Source organism: Paraflavitalea devenefica (assembly GCF_011759375.1).
Classification (GTDB): Bacteria; Bacteroidota; Bacteroidia; order Chitinophagales; family Chitinophagaceae; genus Paraflavitalea; species Paraflavitalea devenefica.
In genome coordinates this window covers 825,957-851,170 of record NZ_JAARML010000003.1, presented here as the reverse complement: position 1 = coordinate 851,170, position 25,214 = coordinate 825,957, and the positions used below count along the sequence as shown (strand labels likewise).

23 protein-coding genes are annotated in these 25,214 nt (G+C 47.6%); 11 read left to right on the top strand and 12 right to left on the bottom strand.

Annotation, left to right across the window (positions count from 1 at the left end; genetic code table 11):
* Positions 1 to 19: 19 nt before the first annotated feature.
* A complete protein-coding gene (gene bioA, locus HB364_RS21750; RefSeq protein WP_167290420.1) occupies positions 20 to 1,336 on the top strand; it encodes an adenosylmethionine--8-amino-7-oxononanoate transaminase in 1,317 nt (438 codons plus the stop codon).
* Here the strand turns inward: bioA and HB364_RS21745 are convergent.
* The 7 genes from HB364_RS21745 to sppA form a co-directional block, all read right to left on the bottom strand.
* Positions 1,320 to 2,213 (bottom strand): tetratricopeptide repeat protein, encoded by an 894-nt coding sequence (locus tag HB364_RS21745; protein WP_167290419.1) that lies wholly within the window; start codon positions 2,211 to 2,213, stop codon positions 1,320 to 1,322. The two genes, bioA and HB364_RS21745, sit on opposite strands and share 17 nt — an antisense overlap.
* Positions 2,214 to 2,239: 26 nt before the next feature.
* Positions 2,240 to 2,830: a hypothetical protein gene (locus HB364_RS21740; protein ID WP_167290418.1), complete on the bottom strand. Its 591-nt coding sequence runs from the start codon at positions 2,828 to 2,830 to the stop codon at positions 2,240 to 2,242.
* 34 nt (positions 2,831 to 2,864) lie between these two features.
* Positions 2,865 to 3,443, bottom strand: coding sequence for a hypothetical protein (locus HB364_RS21735; RefSeq protein ID WP_167290417.1), 579 nt, complete (start codon positions 3,441 to 3,443; stop codon positions 2,865 to 2,867).
* A gap of 515 nt (positions 3,444 to 3,958) precedes the next feature.
* Positions 3,959 to 4,471 carry a DUF2911 domain-containing protein gene (locus HB364_RS21730; RefSeq protein ID WP_167290416.1) on the bottom strand — a complete coding sequence of 171 codons (513 nt, stop codon included), beginning with the start codon at positions 4,469 to 4,471 and terminating at the stop codon, positions 3,959 to 3,961.
* 40 nt (positions 4,472 to 4,511) lie between these two features.
* The gene (locus HB364_RS21725) at positions 4,512 to 5,006 is read right to left on the bottom strand and encodes an SRPBCC family protein (protein ID WP_167290415.1); all 495 of its coding nucleotides are present in this window, start codon (positions 5,004 to 5,006) and stop codon (positions 4,512 to 4,514) included.
* A 24-nt stretch (positions 5,007 to 5,030) separates the two neighbouring features.
* Positions 5,031 to 6,137: an ABC transporter permease gene (locus HB364_RS21720; protein ID WP_167290414.1), complete on the bottom strand. Its 1,107-nt coding sequence runs from the start codon at positions 6,135 to 6,137 to the stop codon at positions 5,031 to 5,033.
* Between the two features lie 63 nt (positions 6,138 to 6,200).
* Positions 6,201 to 7,955: a signal peptide peptidase SppA gene (gene sppA, locus HB364_RS21715; RefSeq protein WP_167290413.1), complete on the bottom strand. Its 1,755-nt coding sequence runs from the start codon at positions 7,953 to 7,955 to the stop codon at positions 6,201 to 6,203.
* Between the two features lie 59 nt (positions 7,956 to 8,014).
* Here sppA and folK point away from each other — a divergent pair, with 59 nt between their 5' ends.
* From folK to HB364_RS21700, 3 genes are all read left to right on the top strand, one after another.
* Complete coding sequence (folK, locus tag HB364_RS21710; RefSeq protein WP_167290412.1) at positions 8,015 to 8,506, top strand: 2-amino-4-hydroxy-6-hydroxymethyldihydropteridine diphosphokinase; 492 nt, start codon at positions 8,015 to 8,017, stop codon at positions 8,504 to 8,506.
* A gap of 170 nt (positions 8,507 to 8,676) precedes the next feature.
* A complete protein-coding gene (locus HB364_RS21705) occupies positions 8,677 to 9,309 on the top strand; it encodes a deoxynucleoside kinase (protein ID WP_167290411.1) in 633 nt (210 codons plus the stop codon).
* Positions 9,310 to 9,381: 72 nt separating this feature from the next.
* Positions 9,382 to 10,656, top strand: a complete 1,275-nt coding sequence (locus tag HB364_RS21700; protein ID WP_246228567.1) for an MFS transporter — start codon at positions 9,382 to 9,384, stop codon at positions 10,654 to 10,656.
* A 110-nt stretch (positions 10,657 to 10,766) separates the two neighbouring features.
* On the opposite strand, the gene HB364_RS21695 is transcribed toward HB364_RS21700, so the two are convergent.
* Positions 10,767 to 12,992 carry a cation:proton antiporter domain-containing protein gene (locus tag HB364_RS21695; RefSeq protein ID WP_167290410.1) on the bottom strand — a complete coding sequence of 742 codons (2,226 nt, stop codon included), beginning with the start codon at positions 12,990 to 12,992 and terminating at the stop codon, positions 10,767 to 10,769.
* A gap of 161 nt (positions 12,993 to 13,153) precedes the next feature.
* Positions 13,154 to 13,636, bottom strand: coding sequence for a YkgJ family cysteine cluster protein (locus HB364_RS21690; protein ID WP_167290409.1), 483 nt, complete (start codon positions 13,634 to 13,636; stop codon positions 13,154 to 13,156).
* Between the two features lie 143 nt (positions 13,637 to 13,779).
* On the opposite strand from HB364_RS21690, the gene HB364_RS21685 reads away from it, so the two are divergent.
* From HB364_RS21685 to HB364_RS21665, 5 genes are all read left to right on the top strand, one after another.
* Positions 13,780 to 14,697, top strand: coding sequence for a sterol desaturase family protein (locus HB364_RS21685; protein WP_167290408.1), 918 nt, complete (start codon positions 13,780 to 13,782; stop codon positions 14,695 to 14,697).
* A gap of 111 nt (positions 14,698 to 14,808) precedes the next feature.
* Positions 14,809 to 15,759 carry a sterol desaturase family protein gene (locus tag HB364_RS21680; RefSeq protein WP_167290407.1) on the top strand — a complete coding sequence of 317 codons (951 nt, stop codon included), beginning with the start codon at positions 14,809 to 14,811 and terminating at the stop codon, positions 15,757 to 15,759.
* Positions 15,760 to 16,100: 341 nt separating this feature from the next.
* Positions 16,101 to 18,977 (top strand): aminomethyl-transferring glycine dehydrogenase, encoded by a 2,877-nt coding sequence (gcvP, locus tag HB364_RS21675; RefSeq protein WP_167290406.1) that lies wholly within the window; start codon positions 16,101 to 16,103, stop codon positions 18,975 to 18,977.
* Positions 18,978 to 19,134: 157 nt separating this feature from the next.
* Complete coding sequence (locus HB364_RS21670) at positions 19,135 to 19,302, top strand: hypothetical protein (protein WP_167290405.1); 168 nt, start codon at positions 19,135 to 19,137, stop codon at positions 19,300 to 19,302.
* A 207-nt stretch (positions 19,303 to 19,509) separates the two neighbouring features.
* Positions 19,510 to 20,073, top strand: coding sequence for a hypothetical protein (locus HB364_RS21665; RefSeq protein WP_167290404.1), 564 nt, complete (start codon positions 19,510 to 19,512; stop codon positions 20,071 to 20,073).
* Between the two features lie 61 nt (positions 20,074 to 20,134).
* Here HB364_RS21665 and HB364_RS21660 read toward each other — a convergent pair whose 3' ends face one another.
* Positions 20,135 to 20,338: a hypothetical protein gene (locus HB364_RS21660; protein ID WP_167290403.1), complete on the bottom strand. Its 204-nt coding sequence runs from the start codon at positions 20,336 to 20,338 to the stop codon at positions 20,135 to 20,137.
* 433 nt (positions 20,339 to 20,771) lie between these two features.
* On the opposite strand from HB364_RS21660, the gene HB364_RS21655 reads away from it, so the two are divergent.
* A complete protein-coding gene (locus HB364_RS21655; RefSeq protein ID WP_167289773.1) occupies positions 20,772 to 21,341 on the top strand; it encodes a hypothetical protein in 570 nt (189 codons plus the stop codon).
* 109 nt (positions 21,342 to 21,450) lie between these two features.
* Positions 21,451 to 22,824 carry a glycosyltransferase gene (locus HB364_RS21650; RefSeq protein WP_167290402.1) on the top strand — a complete coding sequence of 458 codons (1,374 nt, stop codon included), beginning with the start codon at positions 21,451 to 21,453 and terminating at the stop codon, positions 22,822 to 22,824.
* A gap of 77 nt (positions 22,825 to 22,901) precedes the next feature.
* Here HB364_RS21650 and HB364_RS21645 read toward each other — a convergent pair whose 3' ends face one another.
* Positions 22,902 to 23,636, bottom strand: a complete 735-nt coding sequence (locus HB364_RS21645; protein WP_167290401.1) for a DUF4397 domain-containing protein — start codon at positions 23,634 to 23,636, stop codon at positions 22,902 to 22,904.
* Positions 23,637 to 23,943: 307 nt separating this feature from the next.
* Positions 23,944 to 25,074 carry a T9SS type A sorting domain-containing protein gene (locus tag HB364_RS21640; RefSeq protein ID WP_167290400.1) on the bottom strand — a complete coding sequence of 377 codons (1,131 nt, stop codon included), beginning with the start codon at positions 25,072 to 25,074 and terminating at the stop codon, positions 23,944 to 23,946.
* Positions 25,075 to 25,214: the final 140 nt, after the last annotated feature.

Here is a 25,214-nt window from a genome sequence, read left to right as displayed (position 1 = left end):
GTTATACCTTTGCCCTCCTATGCCAAATTCATTGAAAGCCAGGGACAAACAAGTGATCTGGCACCCATATACCCCGCAAAAATACATGCCGGATCCGATTCCCATAGTAAAAGGTGAAGGATGTTATTTAACGGATGCAGACGGTAACCGCTATATAGATGCTATCAGTAGCTGGTGGGTAACTATTCATGGTCATGCGCACCCTTATATTGCAGAAAAATTATATGAGCAGGCAAAGACGCTGGAACAGGTAATTTTTGCCGGTTTTACCCATGAACCGGCGGTAAGACTGGCAGAACGCCTGCTAAATGTGCTGCCCGGCCAATTTTCCCGTATTTTTTACTCCGATAATGGTTCCACCGCCACGGAAGTAGCCCTGAAAATGGCCCTCCAGTACTGGTGGAACAAGGACCATAAAAAACGCAATAAAGTACTGGCTTTCAATAATTCTTACCACGGCGACACTTTTGGCGCCATGAGCGTAAGCGACCGCAGCGTATTTACCCGGGCCTTCCATGAAAAGCTGTTTGAGGTGGTGTTTATAGATACACCGGCAGTCGGTCCCGCCAACGGGCGGGAGCAATCGGCAGTGGATAGTCAGCAATGGGCGTCTATCCCCTGGGATGAGGTGGCCTGTATTATTTATGAGCCCCTGGTGCAGGGAGCGGGCGGCATGCTAATGTATGAAGCGGCCGGACTGAATGCCTTGCTGAAACAATGCCGGGAACAAGGGGTGATCTGTATTGCCGATGAGGTGATGACGGGATTTGGCAGAACGGGTAAGTTGTTTGCCTCTTCCTACATGGAAGAACAGCCAGATATCATTTGTCTGTCGAAAGGGCTTACCGGCGGCACCATGGCATTGGGGGTAACAGCCTGCACCCACCGTATTTATGAAGCCTTCCTGCAGGACGATACCCTGAAAACATTTTTCCATGGCCACTCTTTTACCGCCAATCCGCTGGCCTGCGCGGCTGCCCTGGCCAGCCTGGACCTGCTGGAAAAAGAAACCTGCCTCCGCAGCATTGAGCGTATCGGGCAGCAGCACCAGCAGTTTGCCGCTTCCCTGGCAACGGCTTTTCCTTCGGCTACCAAAAACATCCGTTCTTTAGGTACGCTGTTCGCGTTTGAGATTGTACAGGGAAAGGATGAATACCTGAATACGATCGGTAAGGTGATCACGCAAAAAGCGCTGTCCAAAGGCGTTTACATACGTCCGCTGGGCAACACGGTATACCTGATGCCGCCCTATTGTATTACAGAAAATGAATTGAATAAAGTGTATGAGGTGATCAGGGAGCTATTGGGGGAGCTACAGACTATCTATCCAAAATAGTAATAAGGTCATCCGTCATGATATATTGATAGGCAGGAGAGTCAACAAATTCTTTCAATAAGGTCTCTTTTGAATAATATTCCGGGATATCTCCTTTTTTATCTACCTGGCACCCCCCACCTGGATAAAGGCTTATTGTTGTGTTTAGAAATCTGATAGAGCAATCTGCGGCGAAAAAGATCATACCTGACTGCTCGTCATAGTGAGTTTTATAGACCAATTGGTTCAATGCGTCCTGAAGATGTGCTTTTGCCTTTGTTTTACCATATAATTCGAAAACCGTATTGACAAAATACCGGGACATTGTTTCATACTCCACCGAATCGAGGTATACATCCCAGACTGGCCTGAATATATAAGGGGCCAGTGCACTGATGGCACTATCTTTTTCTCCAAGTCCGTAAAGGCACAGTGATTTTTTGTAAGCGAATGTCAGCTTTTGTTCATATCCTCCATGTGTACCCTGGCACAAGGGCCTCAGTGGTTTGAACTTTGTTTTTGTGTATTCCAGGTAGGTCAGGGCCTGTCTGAACTGTTGTCGTGCGTAGTAAATATCAAATAAAGCAAAACTAGCACGCGTCTGAGAGAGCCCCACTGAGTCCAGACTTTTATCAAATGACAAACAACGGAGGTAGTATTTTTCTGCTTTCGACGTGTCTCCCAATTTCAAATAACAAGTTGCTATCTGCCCGTTAGTATATACCGGCCGTTCATCCGGGAATAGCTGATCTATTTGCCGGTAATAGAACAAGGCTGAGTCAAACTTGTTTTTATGTAAATAAAAGTCAAATGCTTTGTCTGACAGCTCCTCATAGGTATGCTGTGCCCAGGTGGCATTCGCTGCTAAAAGGAGGAATATGGTAGTCAGTATTTTCATCCCTGGTAGGTTTGAAATGATAAGATTTATGATTTATTCACCGCTTCCACTACTTTCCTGATATCCCTTTGTATATGCCTGCGGGCTTCAAAGCTGCTGTTGATGAGTTGCTGCACTTCCGGACTGCTGCCATAGAACGCTCCCAGTTTTTCTTTGAAGGTAGACAGGCTGGCAAAATTGGTCAGGAATAAATGGGTGCCGTCCTGTCTTTCAAAAGTATAAAACTCCTGCGTCGTGGTATGGTTCATTCCTGATGACACCTCCTGATCATATTGGTAAAGACTTGCCTTGGGCCCCACAATGACAGGCTGCAAAAAAGCCAGGGAACCACCTTTTTCAGGTTTTGAAACCAGTTGGTATTGATCATTCTTATGGACAAACCCAATGCGTTTCACATCAACCGGTGTTATTGGTTTAGCACCGTTCAGGCTATCCATAGCCTCCACGCCTTTGCGCAACTTTTTAAAGTTAATTCCTCCCAGCAGAAAGGCCGGTACTTTCATTTGCACTGTCACCGAGTCATTCTCCTGTGTGATGTAATATCCTTCCACCGTACGTTGTGCAAAGGCACCACCGGCAATCGTCAGTAAGAGTAAAAACAGAAGAGCATACTTCATTTGTTCAGGGTTTATAATTTGTTGTATCTACTCTTTAGTTATCATGCAATACCGGCTCTTCCTTTTTAGGGATTATCAGGTGTTCGCTTAGGTTGGAAAATATTTTCCGCATGGTTTGTATATCCTTACCGGAAGTATCCAGGAAATACCATTTCTTTCCGTTATCTGTTGAAATAAAAATGAGGGTAGACGTGGAGACAAGCCTGCCATCCGGCATTTTAAGTTCAATGGTTTGGGGGATGGTGCCTTGCAGCTCTTTTCCGTTGGTGATTATTTTGGAAGGTTCGCCAAAAGTTACCTTGCTGATACTCATTTTTTCGGCTGCCATTTCTTTGGCGCTTTTTTCCAGGAATTCGATCATTTTACCCTCACCTCCCATCATGGCCAGCACTTTGGGATAAGTATATACAGCAAATCCTTTGTAATCTTTTTTTAATAAGGATTGCCCCATCTTGTCTGCCTGTTCTTTAATGTTCTTTCCGTGGCTGGTAGAGTCAATAGTTTTTGTCTGAGCGGTACAGACATTCATAAACAATGAAAGGAACAGGATAGCTACTGCTGTGGCAGAAGATGTTGTTGCTTTTTTAAGTTTCCCGAAGTCGAAAAGTCCCATGGTTAGTTGATGGATTAGGGTTATAGTTACCACAATTTACTTATCCTGGTCCATTTTTACCGGCTGCCTTGGAAATTTAGCATCTTATTACAGGCGCATAGTTACCTTTTTTGATCAGCCAACCCCTTTTCCTTACCAGAAGTCGATCCGGCCGCAAAGGGGGCCTTAGACTGCGTTTAAACGGCATTGTAACTACCGGGAAGGAACCCTGATTGTACACAACTCCTTCCCAAATTGGGAAGGAATTGTAACTATGGTATACCCTACCAGGAATGGAGTGCGCTAAACAGGGCCAGGGAATGCCCTGAAAAGCGCACTGGAGTGCTCTGAATAGGTATAGTTCTATAGGGAACCAGTGCAAGGTTCAGGCAATACTTAGACCATATGCTGAGCATCCCCCACTCATTCCATACCCATTTCCAGGCAACCTGGCTGCCATCCCGGCTGCTTGTGACTCAAGGCCAAACAAAAAGGCGACCCTCGGGTCGCCTTTTGATATTATTTTGTACCAGGTGTTATGCTTTAATGGGCACAGTTATCTGTGTTTGGTCCCACTCGATGATCAGGTCATTCTTGGGTGTAAAACGGATGGTATGCTGTTCTACCACTTTGTCCAGCTTCTTAACGGGCACTGTTACTTGCAGTACATCACTACCCTTGATCTCGTCGTATTTATAAGCACCCCACTGTTTCAACTGGCTGTTGAGGATCACTGTCCATTCCTTTTCATTGGGGATAGTAAATAAAGTATAAGTGCCTGCTTTTACCGGTTTACCGCCGAAGGTTACGTCTTTGGCAAAAGTGATCTCAGTAGCCTGGTTGGCGCCGGTACGCCAAACCTTTCCGTACTTTTCCAATCCGCCGAAAATTTCACGTCCTCTTTTAGAGGGACGGCCATAGGTAACCTTTATATCTTTCACAGTTACAGTGTCATGCGGACTTTTTGGAGCGCCCTGCGCGGAAGCATCGGTTGAGAAAAGTGTAGTAGTAGCAATGGCGATGGCAGCAAGGAACAATAGCTTTTTCATATAATCGTATTTAATTTTAGTGTAGGATGAAATTAAGGGATCAGGGCGTTTTTTCCAGCGTCTTTTTGAGGGCGGCAAGGGATTGCTCCATTGACGGTCCTAATTGCTTATCAAAAATAATGCTGGCGAATTTTTCCCAGGGGTACCATTTTAACCGGAAATCAAAATACCATTGCACAACAGCCGTATTACCGGCCTGATGCAATGTAAATCCACTTGCAATTTCCCTGCCACCTTGCTGCCGCCATAACGTAGTAATGGTATCTGTTTTTACCAACACGAGTTGCACCTGCAGGTTATCACTGGTAAAGGCATTGTTACTATACCGGGGATTGGTTATTTCAGGGCTCCCGGTGAATTCATTCCACTGCTGCCATTGCCGCAGATCGGACAGTTGGTGGATGATGCTGTCTTTCGGCGCGGTGATGTTGATAGCCCGGGAGATACGCACCTGCGAAGGGATGAGCAGCGACAGGAGGAATATCACTATAGATAATGCTACGATACTGATCAACCCTAATTTTACAAAACGCATATTGGATATTTTAGAAAGGAAAGCTTATTCCCATTTAAATGTTTTGATAGCAGCTACATAGGAAAATACCCCCCAGATAGCCAGTACCCCCAGTTGTTTGCCGCAATCCGTGAGGTGCGCCCCCTCAAAAGCCACATTGCGCATGGCATCGTTCATATGGGTAAGCGGCAGCGCCCGGCAAATGGGTTGCAGCCAGGAAGGGAAATTGTCAATCGGGAAAAAGGTTCCTGCCAGCAGGAACTGAGGCAGGGTAAAGAGGTTGGCCAACGGCGGTATGGCGCTTTCGTTTTTGGCAATACCACTCACTACAAAACCAAATCCCATAAATACAACCAGCGCTATAAAACTCAGGATGAGCAATTCAATAAAGGAGACCAGGCCATGTATGAGGGTAAACTTAAAGAAGAAATGCCCCGCCAGTAAGATCACCACGGCGGTGATCATCTGAAAGATCACCCGGCTCAATCCTTCTCCCAACAAGATGTAAGAACGCTTGATGGGGGTGGCAAAAAAGCGTTTCAATACAAGCGTTTGCCGCAGGTTGTAGAAAATGAAAGCCACCCCGAATACACCGGCGCTTAATAAGGAAAAGCCGAGCTGGCCGGGCAAGATAAAGTCAATGGTACGATACACCCGGCCGGGTATTTTCTCTACGTTATTACTGATCGTAGCCACGGTTTTCCGGTCGGCATATATGGCCTCATCCATGCGTTTGATGATGGACTCAAATATGGAACGCAGTACCTGCACATTCTGGGGATTGACCGCTCCTGAACTTTTGAAGCTGATATTCCAGGAGGATAAAGAGTCCCTGCTTTTTTGAATACGCACAATCGCTGTCATCCTGCCTTTTTCCAGGTCTTCTGTCAGTTCCTTATCATCCTTCTGTATGATCCGTATGCCGGGAACATTTTTAACGGCCTGGTACAAAGCACTGGTAGTATCCGTTTGCCTGTCGAATGCAATGCGCAGGTTGATACCGCCACCTCCCCCCAGGAACCCAAAGATCAATATGAAGATCATGGGAAAGGCAAAACTGAATACGACGGCACTGGGGCTTCTGAAAACAGCTTTGAGGCTGGCTTTGGTAATGGCCAGCATAGCTCTGAGCTGATTGTATGGTTGCGGCATATGCGGGGGTAGCTGTTAAATGAGCAGCAAAACTATGCTTTTAAGCACGAAGTCTGAAGTTCCTCAGTTTATTGTAAAATCAAAAGGCAGCCTGGCCTGTGATATGCCTATCATACCTCTTGCACGTTTGAGCGTATTGTAGGTTTTCATTCCTTCGGGGCCTAGTTCTTCTTTGATGGCAGATTGTTTGGCATTTTGCTGGTAATCGCCAAAGATCCTATCGAATATGTTGAGTGGTTCCGGGAACTCTTTCAGGCCATAGTCGGTGAGCTTTGCCATGCGGGCAGCGCTGGCAATAGCCGCATCGAGACCGCCCAAACGATCTACCAGTCCCAGTTCCAGGGCACGGGTACCGCTCCAGACACGCCCCTGCCCTATGCTGTCTACGAATTCAATAGACATTTTGCGGCCATCAGCCACCCGCTCCTTGAAGCTGTGGTAAATGGTGTCTACCTCGTTCTGTAAATATTGCCTTTGTGCGGGGGTCAGTGGTTTGGTCACGGTGAACAGGTCCGCATCGGGGGAGGTTTTCACACCGTCGAAGGTCATGCCCATCTTGTCTTTAAAGAAGTTCTGCAAATTGGGCAGCATCATAAATACGCCAATAGAACCGGTAATGGTATTGGGCTGTGCAAAAATGCTGTCGGCATTACAGGCAAGATAGTAACCACCGGAGGCTGCCACATCACCAAAACTCACGATGACGGGTTTATCTTTCCGGGCCACTGTCAGTTCGCGCCAGATGTTCTCGCTGGCCATGGCGCTACCTCCGCCTGAATTGATGCGGATAACGATGGCCTTTACTTCTTTGTCCAGGCGGGCTTTGCGGATGAGGTTGCGGTAGGTTTCCCCGCCGATCCTTTCCTGGTCGCCCTTTCCGTCAACGATATCGCCCTGGGCATAAATGACAGCGATCTTTTCTTTGCCTTTTTGTTTATACTCTACCGCCTGTGCATATTTACCCAGGCTGATGAAGTTGATCTTATCAAATTTGTCCACTTTCAACCTGTCCTTGATCTCGCCCTGTACTTCATCATCATATTTAAGCCCGTCTACCAGTTTATATTTCAGGGCATCTGCTGCATACTGGATAAGGTTTTCATTGGCATATTGGTGCAGGGTAGCCGTATCGATCTTACGGGTATCGGCTGTTTGTGAAAGGAAATGTCCATACAGGTCATTCAGGATCACGCCTGTTTGCAGCCGGTTGGCGTCTGTCATTTTATCTTCACGGAAAGGCTCGGTAGCGCTCTTGAATTTACCGGCATAAAAGATCTGTGGTTCTATTTCCAGTTTCTCCAAAGTACCTTTCAGGTATACCATCTGCATGGAAAATCCCCGCCAGTCTACCCCCCCTTTCGGGTTACAATATATTTTATTGGCTACATTGGCTACGTGGTAGGCGCCCTGTGTAATCACATCGGCATAAGCATAGATGAACTTACCGCCTGATTTGAAGTCCAGCAGGGCATTGCGGATCTCATCACTGGCGGCAAAGCCATTCACGTTTATCCCACTTTTGATGTAAATGCCTTTTACGGAGGAATCGCTTTTTGCCTCGCGGATGAGGCGCACTACGTCATATAAAGCAGGTATGCTGTGTCGTTCGCCACCCCCCAGGCCGGCGAGCGGATTCTCTATCTTGATCTCCTGGAAAGGCTGTGAGAGGTCGAGTACGAGTACGGCCCTGGCCCCTGTTTCTTCTTTTTCCGGAGTTGCCAGTCCCGACAAGAATCCCAGGGCCATGAAGAACACCATGATCGTGAACAGGAATAAGGCGGCCAGTGAAGCAAAGAATATTTTGAAAAAGCTATTCATCAACAACTTGGTTTTATACAAAATTCAAAGATATTTGACCCTTTGACAGACTGCAATATATGAATAATGTGTATTTACTGATAGGCGGCAATGTAGGCGACAGGCGGGAAAACCTGCGGCAGGCTGTAACCGCCATTGACCAAAGCTGCGGCGGCCATGTTGTGCGGCAATCCGCTATTTATGAAACGGCAGCCTGGGGCAAAACAGATCAGCAGGCCTTCCTGAACCAGGCGCTTTTGTTGAGCACTTCTTTTACTCCCACGCATTTACTGCAACAGATCCTGCAAACAGAGGTATTGCTTGGCCGGGTGCGGCAGGAAAGGTATGGGCCACGCATTATTGATATTGATATATTATTTTTTAATGATGCTATTATTAACGATCCGGCACTGACCGTTCCCCACCCGGAAGTACAGAACCGCCGTTTTGCATTGACACCCTTGCAGGAGATAGCCCCCGGGTTGGTACACCCGGTATTGAAGAAAAGTGTTGATCAGTTATTGCAGGAGTGCCCGGATATGCTGGAAGTGAAGCGGTGGTCTGAAGTCTGAAGCCCGAGGTCTGAAGATCCTGATCTTCGGAGTTCATGCTCTTTATTCCAGCTTCAGACTTCCGACTTCAGGCTTCTGACTTTATTTTTTCCACAAATTATGTTCACACCCAATATGTATGTAGTCATTTCCTTTATTTTGGAGGTCTGACTCCTGAGTTCCCATACATTATGAATTATCACTTTATAACAATAGAAGGCAATATAGGGGCGGGTAAAACCACCTTAGCGCACTTACTGGCCAAACGATACAATGCCCGCCTGATCCTGGAAGCCTTTGCGGATAACCCTTTCCTCTCGAAGTTTTATGAGAATCCCAGCCAGTATGCTTTTCCGCTGGAGTTGTTCTTTATGGCCGAGCGTTATAAGCAACTGAAAGAACTGATCCATACGAAAGACCTGTTCCAGAGTATAACGATCACTGATTACCTGTTTACGAAATGCCTGCTTTTTGCCAAGGTAAACCTGCCCGAAGAGGAGTTTCGCCTGTACCAGAAGTTGTTTGAGATCATTCACCAGCAGATACCCCAACCGGAGATCCTGATCTACCTGCATTCGCCCGTGAATAAGCTGCAACAGAATATCCGGAAACGCAACCGCTCTTATGAGCAGGCTATTCCCGATGAATACCTGTTTAAGATACAAGAGACCTACACCAATTATATCAAGCAACACAATCTTAAAACGTTGTTTGTAGATGCCAGCAATGCCGATTTCCTGGGCAATGAAAAGCACCTGCAGGTGATCATTGACGCACTGGAGAAAGACCATGATTATGGCCAGCGTTATCTTACGTTGCCATAGGCTTAGCCGGTAAGACGGGAAGGCGGGAAGATTAGTTGTTAACCGCCTTCGACAGGCTCAGACTGTCAATGCATGGAATCCTTTATTTTTGCGGCCATGGATACTGATCTTCAAAGCCACAACAGTCCGTTTGCATCCGTTCGTATCAAGGAGTTCCGCTACTACATTTCACAACGTTTCTTCTTTATTATGGGCATGCGTATGGTGACTACGCTGGTATTGTGGAAGATGTACCTGCTCACCGATGATCCCCTGCTGATTGCGATGGTAGGCTTGTCTGAAGCCATTCCTGCCATTTCACTGGCCCTGTACTCCGGGCATGTCGTAGATAAAAGCGATAAACGTTCCCTGTTGCTCCTTAGCATTGTATTGTACCTGCTGTGTGTGGTGGGCCTGCTTTTTATTACCCGTCCCGGCGTTGAACATGATCTGGGTAAAAGGTTTGTGCAATATGGTATTTACCTGATCATTTTCTGCACCGGTATTATACGCAGCTTCACGGGGCCTTCCGCCAGTTCTATTCTGGCACAACTGGTCCCTAAAGATGTTTTGCCCAATGCTGTTACCTGGAGCTCCACCACCTGGCTGACAGCCTCTGTACTGGGGCATGGCTCTGCCGGGCTGCTGGTAGCGTATGCTGGTTATACGGTTTCTTTCCTGATCATTATTGGTTACCTGATGATTGCCGCCTTCAGCATATGGCGTATCAAGCCCAAACCCAACCTGCATGTGAATACAGAGCAAAAGACCTGGGAGAGCGTGAAGGAGGGATTGCGGTATGTATTTGCCACGAAGGAATTACTGGGCGCTTTTACGCTTGATATGCTGGCCGTGTTGTTTGGCGGCGTAACAGCTATTATTCCTTTTTTCGCCGGGAAGATACTGCATGTAGGCTCGATTGGTTTTGGCTGGCTGAATGCGGCCGCAGATATAGGCTCGATGGCCGTGATCCTCGCGCTTACTTTTTACCCGCTGCGCCGTAAGCAGGGGCTTATCCTGTTGTATGTAGTGGCAGGATATGGCTTGTGCATTATCACTTTTGGCCTGTCGAAAATATACTGGCTTTCTTTTGTAGCGCTGCTGGTGAGCGGCGCCATGGACGGCATTAGTGTGGTGGTACGGGGAACGATCCTCCAGTTAAAGACGCCGGACCATATGCGCGGACGGGTATCTTCCGTGAATTCCATGTTCATCAATTCCTCGAATGAGATCGGCAGTGTTGAAAGCGGTGTTGCCGCCAAGCTAATGGGCATTGTACCCTCAGTGATCTTTGGCGGCTCTATGACCTTACTGGTTGTACTGGCCATGTGGTTCAAGGCGCCGAAGCTGCGGAAGTTTGAGTATTAAAAGGCGAGTGGCAAGTGGTAAGTAGCTAGTGGGCTTCTGGTGTACCTCGCCAACTAATCAGCACCACTTGCCACTCGTCATTTACCACTTGCTCCTCTTTGCCTTGATGCCTACTCCTTCACCAGCTTCTGTATAAGTCTGCGCTCACCGACCACCCATACCACATCATCCCACTCAAATACGGTGGCAGAATCGGGGTTCAGGATACGTTCTCCATTCCGCTCAATGCCTACTACCAGGCCATGCGCTATTTCCCGGATGCCAGACTCGCGGATGGATTTACCGCGAAGATCGGTATGATTATCTACGATCAATTTATTGAGGATAATATCATCTTTATGCGGTGTGGGGTCAACTTCCTCCGATTCCACCTCTATGACGATCCTGAAAGTTTCCAATTGCACATCCGTACCGATCACCGCTATCCTGTCATGCGGATGTATCATCACATCACGCGAAGGGGCATAGATAGTCCTTTTACCACGTTCTACAGAAGCCACATTTACGCCATACCGTTCGCGCCATTCCAGTTGCAGGAGTGTTTGTCCGATCACCGGCGATTCAGCAGGAATGGTAAAGTAAGCCAGGTGCGCATCCCAGGGAGAAAGATCGCGCGAACCCTGTGCTGCCGTATTTTCCCTTTCATGGAGGTTGGATAAGAAGCGTTTTTCAATGCGTGAATAAAAGGATTGCAACCGCCTGGAAAATATGAGCAATACCACCACTATGACGGGCAATACGGCCAATACAGCGATCATAGCGCTGAAGAGCCTGTCGACCAGGAAGCCTACCAGTACGATCAATAGCAGGTTGCGCACTACTTCCAGTAATACCAGCGGACCATGATTGTATTTTTTATCCAACCATAAATTGGCATAAGCAAAGGAATGGATCCTTCTGATGGCAAGGGCCCACAGGAAAGGAGCTATTGCGATGAGGGTAATAAAACAGGTAATGATGGCGGAAGCCGCTCCGTTATTCGCATAATTTTGTATTAAAGGGAGCAAAAGCCGTTCAGACAAGAGAATGATGGCCACAGAAATTACTCCATTGACGAGCATTACAGTGAGGTATGATCGCAACACCACCTTCCAGTCGCTCTCTGCCTGTATGGTTTGGGCGCCCGTACTGTACTGGTTAATGGCGGTGCGCCATTTTAAAGGCAATTTTTTTTCCAGGAAGTGGTACATGGGATCTGCCAGCTTTATCATGTAAGGCGTAGTGAAAGCAGTAATGACCGAAACCCCTACCGCCACTGGGTTGAGGTAATCACTGGTAACATTCAGTGCCAACCCCAGCTTGGCTATTATAAAGGAGAACTCACCAATCTGCGACAAACTCATGCCAACCTGCAGCGATTGCTTCAACGGCTGCCCGGATATTAAGGAACCAATGGTAACACTGACCGTTTTTCCCAGGATCACCACTACAGTAAGTATCCCCACCGGGATAGCATATTTCACCAGGTCGGCCGGAACGATCAGCAAACCTACCGATACAAAGAATATAGCGCCAAACAGGTCTTTTACCGGTTTTACGATGTGTTCAATTTTTTCCGCCTGGGTAGTTTCTGCCAGGATGGAGCCCATGATAAAGGCGCCCAACGGGGCTGAAAACCCTGTACGGGTAGCTACCACTACCATCAACAGGCACAGGCCCAGCGATATGACCAATAAGGTTTCATCATTGATCAATCGTTTTGCCCATTTAAAGAAAGTGGGCAACAGGAAAATACCGGAGAGGAACCATAAACAAAGAAAGAAAAGCAATTTCATAACAGATTGCAACATCTCCCCACCGGCAAAAGTCTGGCTCACGGCAATCGTTGACAACAATACCATCAGTAACACGGCTACCAGGTCTTCTACCACCAATATGCCCAATACAGCGCCTGCAAATTTCTGTGTTTTTACGCCCAGCTCATCAAAAGCACGGATGATAATAGTGGTAGAGGAGATCCCAATGATACCACCCAGGAAAATACAGTCCATCGTTGGCCAACCCATCAACCGGCCGGTGAGGTATCCCAGGCCTATCATACAACTCACTTCAAAAATGCCTGTAATGCCGGCAATACCGCCCACTTTTACCAGCTTTTTAAAACTGAACTCAAGGCCCAGGCTGAAAAGCAGGAACACAATACCTATCTCAGCCCAGTCTTTCACTCCCTCCAGGTCTGACACATTGGGAAGCAGGGAAAAGTTAGGACTTACCAGCAAGCCGGCCAGTATATACCCCAATACTACCGGTTGCTTCAACTTTTTAAATAGTAAAGTGGTTACACCGGCAATAGCCAATATCAACGCAAGGTCTTCTATGAGTTTGGAATGCGACATCAGTTAATTTATGGTCTTTAATCGGGTGTCGATTGCAATACAACCAATAAACATCTCTAATGTTCAATATTTATCGATTAATAGTCCGCTATTAAAACATACAACAGCCTTGCAATAGCTGAATAATACGAAAAAAAACTTTACCGCCCTGCATATATGGATTATTTTATAGACAAGAGCTTTTCCATTACGTAGTACACAGCAGGACAAAAGCTGGAGTTTTTCAAAGTAAGGTTGGGCCTTTTCAGTAATACATCTTCATCTGTATAGGGGAAACGCGCGCAATCAGAGGGACGTTCTTCGTAGATGCTGCAATAGTTATCGGCCCCGAGGAAAGGGCAGGGCGCAGATTTCGTCACATAATCGCCTTCATCATCGAGGCGAAGGTAGGTATCAATGAACACACTTTCTTTCATGCGCAGGTGTTTACTGATACGTTTTATATCGGGCGTTTTAAAACGGGGAGAATAGTTTTTACAGCAGGCTGCGCATTGTAAACAATCTACTTTGCTGAAAGCTTCTTCATGCAAAGCGGGCAATTGTTTCAACACTTTGTTTTTATCGGCCTGCTTCAGCCATTGTTTGTACTGCTTTTGGTTAGCAGCCGCTTTTTTTTGCCAGTTATCGTGTACCGGTTTATCCATCAGCTAAATCATTCCACGAGAGCCCTTTATAAGCCCCCCGGATATTAAAACAACATTAGAATTGATCAAAATCATTTATCTCCCTGCAAGTTACTGAACCTACAGCCGATTGTATGGTACTTTTTTTGCGATATTGCCGAATTATGGGAACACTTTATGAGCAATTACTGGTGTTGATCACTACACCTCTCTACGTGTTGATCATAGGTGCAGAGATCATTTTAAGCAATATCCATCATACCCGCAGTTATCACCTGCGTGAAACGGTCCATAATTTTTGTCTCAGTATATTTTCCGGCGGGATGGATGTTGTGATGCGGGGCATCAGCCTGGCCATGCTCACTTTCTTTTTCAGTTACGGTTTCTTCCCCCTTACCCATTCTTTTTTTTACTGGCTGGCCCTGTTACTGCTGGTAGACCTGATGCATTATTGGCTACACCGCCTGGGCCATAGCTGCCGGCTTTTCTGGGCGGTACATGTGAACCACCATTCTTCTGTTTATTTTAATTTCACCGTAGGTTTCCGGGCGGGCGTACTGGAACCACTGTACCGCTTTGCATTTTTTATACCTATCGCCTTACTGGGTTTTCAGCCGGCCGATATTTTACTGGTGTATTCCATCGGGGAAATCTGGGCCATTTTAACCCATACAGAAAAGGTCCGTAAACTGGGCTGGCTGGAATCTATTTTTGTAACCCCCTCGCACCACCGCGTTCACCATGCTTCCAATGTGAAGTACCTGGACCGGAATATGGGCACTGTGTTCATCCTCTGGGATAAATTGTTTGGCACCTTCCAGGAAGAGTTGCCGGCCACCCAATATGAAGCGATCCGTTATGGGCTCACTACCCCACCGGCAAAGGAAACGATCCCTGCTATTATTTTTCATGAATGGGGCGCCATCTGGAAAGATGTGCGTCGCCCCGGTATTACGTGGAAGCAGAAATTACAGTATGTATTCGGTCCTCCCGGCTGGAGCCATGATGGCAGCCGTAAGACGAGTAATGAATTAAGGCGCAATCAGGAAAGGGCTGACGCCCTGTTGCCGGAGGCAACGTAATAGGGCTGCGGGGCTACAAGCCCTCGCAGAGCGCTACAAGCCCTCGTAGCGCCCGTTAGCAAGTTTTTGACAATTGATTTACTGCCAGATGCTTATTTTTGCTCCTTGCATATGGACTCGCTACGGGAGCAAATACTCATTCTTATCAGCACACCGGTGTACCTGATCATTATCGGGCTGGAAGTGCTATTGAGTAATTACCGTCACCGTAAGTTGTATTCCTGGAAAGACACTGCCATCAACTGCTACCTGATGCTGATGAACAGCGCGATTGACCTGCTGTTCAGGGCCATATACCTGTTGATACTGGATTATTTTTACCGCCACCATTTGTTCTCATTCAGTCATGTAGTGGTTTACTGGTTTATGCTGGTATTGCTGGAAGATTTTGTGTACTACTGGCTGCACCGTTTTGACCATGAGATACGGTTGTTCTGGGCTGTTCATGTTACCCACCATTCTTCAGAGCACATGAACTTTACCGTTGGCTTCCGCTCCTCCGTGTTTCAACCCTTGTACCGCTTTATTTATTTTATACCACTGGCCCTGATGGGCTTTTCGCCGGTAGATATTGTTTTCGTCTACTCAGCCACCCAGATCTGGGGCATTTTTGTACATACTGAACTGATCCGTAAGATGGGTTGGCTGGAACATGTACTGGTTACCCCCTCCCACCACCGCGTGCACCATGCTTCGAATGCGAAGTACCTGGATAAGAATATGGGCATGTTCCTGATCATCTGGGATAAGTTGTTCGGCACTTTCCAGGCCGAGTTACCGGCGGAGCACTATCAACCCATTAAATACGGGCTTACCAGCAAACCGGTGGAGAAAGAAACACCCGTAACGGTGGTGTTTCATGAATGGCAAAATATCTTCAAGGATGTTTCCCGCTCCGATATTGGCTGGAAAGAGAAGTGGGGTTATGTTTTCGGTCCTCCGGGCTGGAGCCATGATGGCAGCCGCCTTACGAGTGAGCAGATGCGGAAGGAGGAAGAAGGTGTAGTTGGTGAGCTGGAGGAAGATCCTATTGCGGTAAAAGCTGCAAGCCGCGAGCTTTGAGCTGCGAGCTAAAACCGGGTAGCCAGGTGGCTTCAGGCTTTGAACTCGAAGTCCTTTTGCAAAACATCCGCTTAAGACTGTCCACACCAGCCTGCCTTTCCAGCTCGTAGCTCGCCGCTCATGGCTCGCAGCTTGTATTTCTCTGTCTTCCAACGGTTTTTCCCCATTTAATGCACGTCTCTCACAAACACCTGTTCGTGTGGATTAATCGTAGTAACTTTGCACCCTTTTAGAAGGGTTACCGAAAGGTTTGTGGTCGATTCCGAGGTAGTCTTTTTCCTGCACCTCTTTTCTTCCCGGGCGGTAACCCCAATACCAGAAATTAGAAATTAATACAATATATGAGTCTGTTTGAAAAGCAAAACTCCGAATTTATCCATCGCCATATTGGCCCCCATGAATCCGAAACCCGGCAAATGTTGAAAACAATCGGGGAACCCAGCCTTGAAGCGCTGGTAAATAAGACAGTCCCCCCGGCTATTCGCATGAATAAGGCGCTGAATATTCCGGCAAGTATCAGCGAACATGAATACCTCCAATTACTGAAAGATATTTCCCTGAAGAATAAGACTTACAAAACCTATATTGGCCAGGGATATTATGACAATATTGTTCCCAGCGTTATCCTCCGCAATGTATTTGAGAATCCAGGCTGGTATACCCAATATACCCCTTACCAGGCTGAGATCTCCCAGGGCCGCCTGGAAAGTCTGCTGAATTTCCAAACAATGGTAGCCGACCTGACCGGCCTCCCCCTTACGAATGCCTCCCTGCTGGATGAAGCCACGGCCGCCGCTGAAGCGATGACGATGTTTTTCAACACGCTGAACAGAGACCATGATCATATTACCCGGCCGAAGTTCTTTGTAGACGTAGAGACGTTCCCGCAAACCAAGGATGTACTGGTTACCCGGGCAGTGCCGGTAGGCATTGAAGTGGTATTTGGCGATTATAAAACAGCGACCCTTGACAAGAGCTATTTTGGCGCCCTGGTACAATACCCCAATGACAAGGGAGCTATTGAAGATTACCGCAATTTTATTAATAAGGTACATGAAGCAGAAGCGTATGTGGTGATGACGACCGATCTGCTGGCGCTTACCCTGCTGACCCCTCCCGGTGAACTGGGCGCTGATGTAGCCTGTGGTTCGGCCCAGCGTTTTGGCGTGCCTTTGGGCTTTGGTGGCCCGCACGCTGCTTTCTTTGCCGCCAAAGATGAGTTTAAGCGCAATATTCCCGGCCGTATTATCGGTGTAAGTATTGATGCCCAGGGCGACCGTGCCCTGCGTATGGCCTTACAAACAAGGGAACAACATATTAAACGGGAGAAAGCCACTTCCAATATTTGTACGGCCCAGGCCCTGCTGGCCAATATGGCTGCCATGTATGCCGTATTCCATGGCCCGGCCGGCCTGAAAGATATCGCCAAACGCGTGACCGTACTGACCAATGCCCTGGCAGAAGAGCTGCAGTCAGAAGGTTATGAAATATTACACGATAATTTCTTTGATACGATCGTCCTGAAAGTGGAAGACAGTGCAGCCATCAAAGTAAAAGCTGAAGCTGCCGGCATTAATTTCCGTTATTATAGCAATAACCTGGTAGGTATCTCCCTGGATGAAAGCACTACCCTGAGCGATGTGCTGGATATCCTGTTGCTGCTGGACCAGCCCAATGAGCACAATGTGGCCGGCTTCAGTGTAAGCGAAGATGCAGGCCTGTATCACCTGCCAACCGGTTTAACACGTACTTCTCCTTTCTTAACACATCCCGTGTTCAACACCCACCACAGCGAAACGGAGATGATGCGCTATATTAAGCAACTGGAAAATAAAGACCTCTCCCTGAATACTTCGATGATCTCCCTGGGTTCCTGCACGATGAAGCTGAATGCAGCCAGTGAGATGATCCCCTTAAGCTGGGCACACTGGAGCAAGATCCACCCCTTTGCCCCTGCCGACCAGACACAAGGCTACCAGCAGATCATCACTGAACTGGGCGAATATCTTTGCCAGATCACCGCATTCGATGCCTGCAGCCTGCAACCCAACAGCGGCGCGCAGGGTGAATATGCCGGCCTGCTGGTGATCAGGGATTACCATGAAAGCCGTGGTGAAGGACACCGTAAGGTGATGCTGATACCCATCAGCGCACACGGTACCAACCCCGCCAGCGCTGTAATGGCCGGCATGAAGGTGGTAGTGGTGAAAGCCCTGGAGAATGGTTATATAGATGTGGAAGACCTGAAAGCAAAAGCGGCCCAATACAGTAAAGAGCTTTCCGGTATAATGATCACCTACCCCAGCACGTATGGCGTATACGAGGAAACAGTAAAAGAGATCACGGATATTATCCACCAGCATGGGGGACAGGTATATATGGATGGCGCGAATATGAATGCCCAGGTAGGCCTGACAGCTCCTGGTCTTATCGGTGCCGATGTTTGTCACCTCAACCTGCACAAAACATTCGCTATCCCGCATGGCGGTGGCGGCCCCGGCATGGGGCCCATCTGTGTGAAACAACACCTGGCGCCTTACCTGCCCGGACACGTTTCACTGGGTAGTAAAAGCGCTGTTTCAGCGGCTCCGTATGGCTCTGCTTCTATCCTGCTCATCAGCTATGGATATATCCGTATGCTGGGCCAGGAAGGCACAAAGCTGGCTACTGAATATGCGATCCTCAATGCCAATTATATGCGCGCCAGGCTGCAGGAAGAATACGAGATCCTGTATACCAATCATAACGGCCAGTGCGCCCACGAATTTATTGTAGACCTGCGTCCTTTCAAGAAGAGCGCTGAAATAGAAGCGGAAGATGTGGCCAAGCGTTTGATGGATTATGGTTTCCATGCGCCTACGATGAGCTTTCCCGTACCGGGCACGATCATGATCGAGCCTACGGAGAGTGAAGACAAGGCTGAACTGGACCGTTTCTGTGATGCCCTGTTGAGTATCCGGGAAGAGATCCGCGCAATTGAAGAAGGCAAGGCCGACAAGAAAGATAATCCGCTCAAGCATGCTCCTCATACACAGTTTGTGATCACTGCCGATGAGTGGAAGCACGCTTATACACGTCAGCAAGCCGCCTTCCCGCTGGCGTATATCCGCGCCAATAAATTCTGGCCTTCTGTAGCCCGTGTGAATAACACCCATGGCGACCGGAACCTGATCTGCACCTGTGAGCCGGTTAGCTCGTATGCAGAGGCGGAAGCGTAACTGTGAGTGGTGAGTAATGAGTGGGTTGATGAACTTTGTAGTTGTTGATTACCTATAACTGTTGATAGTAAAGCCCCCGTTTGAAGCGGGGGCTTTTTTTATTGGAAACATTGACTTATGGATTTATTATTATCTTAGAGATACATAAGCTTAGTTTATGGAAAAGAATAGCCAAACAACTTCTGCCAAAACAGCTTCATTTGCCAAGCTTGAAAACAAATATTTTGGCGAAAAAGGGACTTCCCGGAGAAAACGCTATGAAGCAGAACTGAATACGGAAATAAAAGAAGAGTTAGTACGTCAAAAACTGAAAAAAGATAAATAGTTGCCCGTTTTGCCCCATTATTGCCCCTTTCTTAAACCTAGACTTTTCGTATAAGCGCTTTGCTATACCAGTAAACTCGGCCCTTCTATTAAAGATCACTCAGTTCACCAAACATTATTATCAATTCAGGCAGGCAATACTTTTACCGCCCGGTAACGTGCGGTTATTTTGGGTATTCATTAATCATTAAGCATAAAAGTATTAGCCATGCGTAAGTTATTTTTCATCGTTTGCACAGCAGGTACGCTGCTGTTCAACAGTAGTTGTGATAAGGATAAAGATGAACAGGGCGGCGGTCCGTGCAACCTGCCCAGCAGCCCTGCCCCTGCCGGGGCCGCCGGAGGATGGGTACGGGGTTCAGCCTCTTCTACCGTAGTGGTAGATTCTTATAACGGTAAGTATGTGGGCACCGGTTTCAAAACCGGTCAGTACCTGAAGTTCGATGCCAATGGCAAGAATGCGGAACTGACGATATTGGTGGATGGTGGTTATTACAGCGGAACTCAGGCTGTAACGAGAATGTACGGAAACGTCGTTTTTGATGAAGCGGAACAAACAATGGAGCTCCAGGTATGTAACGCCTGGTATAGAGGATGGCAAAACGGGAAAATGACGATTAACCGTGCTGCCACAGCCGAAGAAGTGCAGGGCATGACAGACCACAATAAGTTTTATTACAGTTATGATCCGTCGGCCAATTATCCCCTTATCCTTTGGTTCCAATCGCTACCGGTAGATGACAACCATGCCAATAGTTTTAGAAGGGATTAGCAGAAAAGGCCGTCTCAGCGTTGAGACGGCCTTTTCGCATGTAGCAGTTGGTTTTGACCTCTTATAAAAGCGAGGTATCATTTTGCTTGAAGTACACGCAAAATGGATATTCACGGGCAATAGCGTTCAGGCGGCTAATCGTTTCCTCATCGGGAGGAACAGGAGTGGTCTTCTTTGCGGGTGTTTTTTGTTGCGCTTTTCCTTTTGTTGCCCTGCCAGTGCTGGCACCGTCAGCAGGGAGGTAATTGTATTGCAGCTTTTTCATGCCATCAGATTTTATATGTGATCAAACTGAACAGACGCATTGTATGTGACAGCAATGGTACTGGCACCGTTTTCCTTCAGGGACAGGGGGGCGATCCAGGGCACGGAGTTAATCAATACGTTGGCAATAAATCGGGAAAAATTTCAATTGGCAGGCGCTCAATGTTGACGGAGAATCTTAAACTATATCGCTGCTACTAATTCGGTCTATTCAAAGATATACAAAAAAAGAAATCACCCGCGCATCCCTTTTAAAAAAATACTTGTTTTTTAAAGCAATATTAATCTGACGTTGAACCCCTTTGACAAGTTTATTGGCTAATGTGGAGTAAGTGGTCTGACATTGATTGCGCCCGTGTACTCCTTACACAGTTTGCTATTGCCTTTTAGCATGCTGGCATGAGATTTTAGCGTGCTTTCCTAAAAGCTGCACCATGAAAAAGAAGACTTCAGGCTCCAAAACAAGCCGATCAACGCCCAGGCAGCCTCAACCAACCAATAAGCCGCCCCGTAATACCGACGACCTGACAGATTCGCCAGCCGACGAAGCCAATATGCAGGAGGAACCCACCACACTGGACCTCCCCGACGTACAAGATATTCCCGGCCAGGAACATATTCGCGCTCCCCGGATGCGCGAGTATGCCGATACGACGATCTCCTCGGACGATGAAGAAGGCGCTACCGTGCTGGATAATCCGCGGGATGAAGATATTATTGCCGATGCGGGATCGAATGTGTCGGCAGAAGAGGCCGCTTTGTTGCAGGAGGCGGCCGAGCATATGCCCGGCCTGGAAGAAGAACGCCTGAGAAATACCGCGCTGGACAGTACGGATGAAGATGGCGACCCATTGAATGAAAAGGGATTCAGCAATGCCTACAATGGAAGCGATCTTGATGTGCCGGGCAGTGAAGAAGATGATGCCAATGAAGCCATTGGCGAAGAAGATGAAGAGAATAACCCGTACAGTGTGGATGATGAGAATGAAGATGATGAAAGATAATTTTGTCAACTGATGACACTGATGCGCCAGTTCATACATCCCTGCCCCGGCAACTCCCCTACCGGTTTTTAATATTGTTATTGCAATTAATATTATAAAACCGGTTATTATGGAAAGAAACAATTATTACGGGCTTCCCGGAAGCGGTCGTGGAAAGAAGATCCTGTTTGCCTGTGTGCCTGCTGACGGACATTTTAATCCCCTCACAGGCCTTGCCATGCATTTAAAAAGTATTGGTTACGATGTAAGGTGGTATGCTGCTGATAATTATGCAGAAAAGCTCCGCAGGATGGATATTCCCTGGTATCCTTTTACCAAGGCATTGAATGTTAATGGCGACAATATAGACGACCTGTTGCCCGAACGCGCCAACTGCAAGCGCCAGGTAAGCCGTTTGAATTTTGACCTGATCAATTTCTTTATTGCCCGCGCCACGGAATATTATGAGGATATCCAGGAGATCTATAAGACATTCCCCTTTGATCTGATGATCGCAGATGTTACTTTTTCCGCTATTCCTTTTGTAAAAGAGAAGATGGGCATTCCCGTTATCGGCATCGGCATTGTGCCCCTGACCGAATCATCCCGCGACCTGGGTCCTGCCGGACTGGGCCTTACGCCTGCTACCGGCTTTTTCGGCAGGCGCAAGCAGGATATGATGCGGTTTATTGCCGACCATTTTATTTTCAGGAAGTCGAACCAGGCCATGCGTAAGATCTTCCGGGAGTATGATATAGATCCCGGCAGCTCCAATGTGTTTGATACACTTACCCGCAAAGCAACGCTGCTGTTACAGAGCGGCACGCCCGGTTTTGAATTTAAGCGCAGTGATCTTGGCAGCAATATCCGTTTTATCGGCCCACTGCTGCCCTATGTGGCCCCCGGCAAACGGGAGCCCTGGCACCATGAAAAGCTGGAGCAATATGATAAAGTGATCCTGGTAACACAAGGCACGGTAGAGAAAGACCCGGAAAAGATTATTGTACCTACGCTGGAGGCCTTTAAAGATTCACAACACCTCGTAATCGTTACTACCGGCGGCTCCAGGACCGCTGAATTACGGGAGAGGTTCCCGGCAGCGAATATTATTATTGAAGATTTTATTCCCTTTGATGATGTGATGCCTTATGCCGATGTGTATGTGACTAACGGAGGCTATGGTGGTGTATTGCTGGGCATTCAACACCAGTTACCGCTGGTGGTAGGCGGCATTCATGAGGGTAAGCTGGAGATCAATGCCAGGGTGGGTTATTTTAACCTGGGTATTGATATGAAAACAGAAAAGCCAACACCAGCGCTGGTGAAAGAGCGTGTAGAAACTGTTTTATCCAATGCTGTTTATAAGCAACAGGTAAAGAAGCTGGCCGCAGAATTTAACCGTTATGATCCCCAGGCGCTTTGTGCCGGGTATGTGGCGGAAGTATTGCAAAGTAAGAACACTTCAGTAGTCACACCTCTTGGCAAGCTGATGGTGACAGCATAATAAATTGGTCAAACTTAAACGGGTGAGCCGCCTTTGGAAGGCGACCCACCCGTTTAAGATAAATTTTTAATCACTTCTTAATTGGCTGCTCTCAATGCACCCAATCCTATTTTATTGGCCTCTGAAGTACCACCTATATTACCTTTTAAGTAAATGGTGTAGGCATTTCCTGCCTGCAGGCTTATATCGTTCAGGGATGTGATCAGGCTGTCGTTGCTGCTCAGCTTTACCTGGAAGTTATGGGTACCCACCGTAGTAGCTGAAAACTGGTTGTAGTAATCGCTGAATTCATTATCGGCCAGCGTGCGCTGCTGGAATATTTTGGTATTGTCCATGTAGAGATCTACAGGTCCTAAGCCGGCAATGCTGGGGCTGACCTGAAAGAACCGGAAATAAGGTTTATCCAATGTAAGGTCGGAGAAATCATCTTCTATCCGCATCGCCTGCACGTTACCACCAGGCTCGTTGTATAATACGAGGGTATAAAATCCAAGGGAATCATACAGGGATGCCGGCACGGAGGCTACCAGGCTATCGGAACCGGCTTTCTTAAAGTTAACGGAATAAGCGCCTTTATCTACCGCGGAATATACCTGTGATACAGCCCCCGCCGTAAAAGCATTGGACCTCTTTTCAGTATTGAAGTAGATCTCCACAGAAGGAGCAGACCCAGCGGTGGCGAGGTGCAGAATGGACATGTATGCCTGAGCCGGCTGAGGCGTCGGATCACTTGATTTCAGACAGCTGCTCATAGCAATCACCACAAAAGCCATTACACTCCCTAATAAAATATTCACCTTCGTTTTTTGCACAGTTTTAACGTTTTATCTTATAAAAATAGGGTTGAACAAACACACAACCAATGCCCGCAGGTAATATTAACAATAATAACCGGAAAAACATTACCCATTTTTAGCATGCGAGGGGGTTCCCCGCAGGCTATTAAGACAACCGGCCATGCATTTTCGTTGCATGGCCGACCCTGCCGTTGTTACCGGCAAATGTAAAAAAACGACGGAATTGCCCAAGCAAACTGCCGGCATTTTAATATTGTCTGCAAAACCTGCTCCGGCGATCTGCGCTACCTCCGAAGGAGTCCTTTGGACCCGGATAAAACAGTTATTTCGACACTTTAATGATTTTATGTATTACTACGGTTTCAAGGTACATGATCTTCAAAATGTAGGTCCCTGCGGGCAGGGAAGCCCGTAATAGGATGTCCCAATTGCGGGCGGTTTCCTGCATCAGGCTTTTATGATATATTATATTACCTGCCATATCTGCCACGAGGACAGCCTGTGGCCGGTTGCCCTCCTGCCAGCTTAGCTTCACGGAGCTGAGGAAAGGATTGGGAAATATTTTAATAGCTGCTGCCGGGTCATTTTGTTCCGGCTGCAGACGGGGAGGCGTATAAACAGACAGCAAGTCCACATCAGCGCAGCTATTGCAGGCCTGGAAGATATGCACGGGGACCGTTCCCCAGGCATTGGGCCGGTAGGCGCCTCCCGAACCAGATGTATGGGGTGCACCCAGGCAGACCAGGAGGTTGTTATCATTGGTCAGCGTATCCGTAAAATAGGAGTTCTGGTATACAGATACGCAGCCAAAAGCATCGGGCGCCGTGTAAGCATCTTTCTTATCATTGATGAGCACCGTTTGTCTTAGCTTACTCCTTTTTCCCAAACAAACACAACCCGCTGCTGCAGTGTTTTGTGTGATGAGACCATGAAAGTCGGCCTCTCCATTGTTCACAAAAAAAGAAAAAGCGTTTTTGAAGATCAACCAGTTGAATGACCGTATATAAGCGGCTCCTGTTACGTTCATGAGGATGTTGGGCCTTGCGGCGGTGGCATAGGGTCCTTCCAAAGAAAGGTTGGTGGTGATCTCGAACCTGCCATAGTTGTATACCGCGCAACCGCCTTGCCACATCATACCACTACCGCCACCTCCGGCCGTGAGTTTGGCGCCGGGCCTTATTATAATGGTGCCTGAATCCATAACGAGCACATTAATGGTCAACTCTGTACAAACGATCAGCGTACCGCCCCGCATGGTGAGCTGGCTAAAGGTAGCAGGAGCGCCATAATGCCATTTTTTTGCGCCCAGTAACAGGATCTCATTATTGATCACTGCCGGCTCAGTGCCCAGGCAATTTTCGAGGGGAGGCGCTGTGGTGCATTGACTAAAAGACGGAGGACTACTTAATAACAGCAAGCATAGCAAGCTTGCCAGGGTGGTTAGAACACGCATGGGTCAGGGTTTTGGATTTTAGTTTTTCTACGGGTATTGGATCTACTGGCAAAGTAGTTTTTGCGGGTGGGCCCTGAAAGTAAAAGCGTGCGAACTGAATGATAAGCAGCGCGAGTTGTACAATCTACGTCATGAAGGAA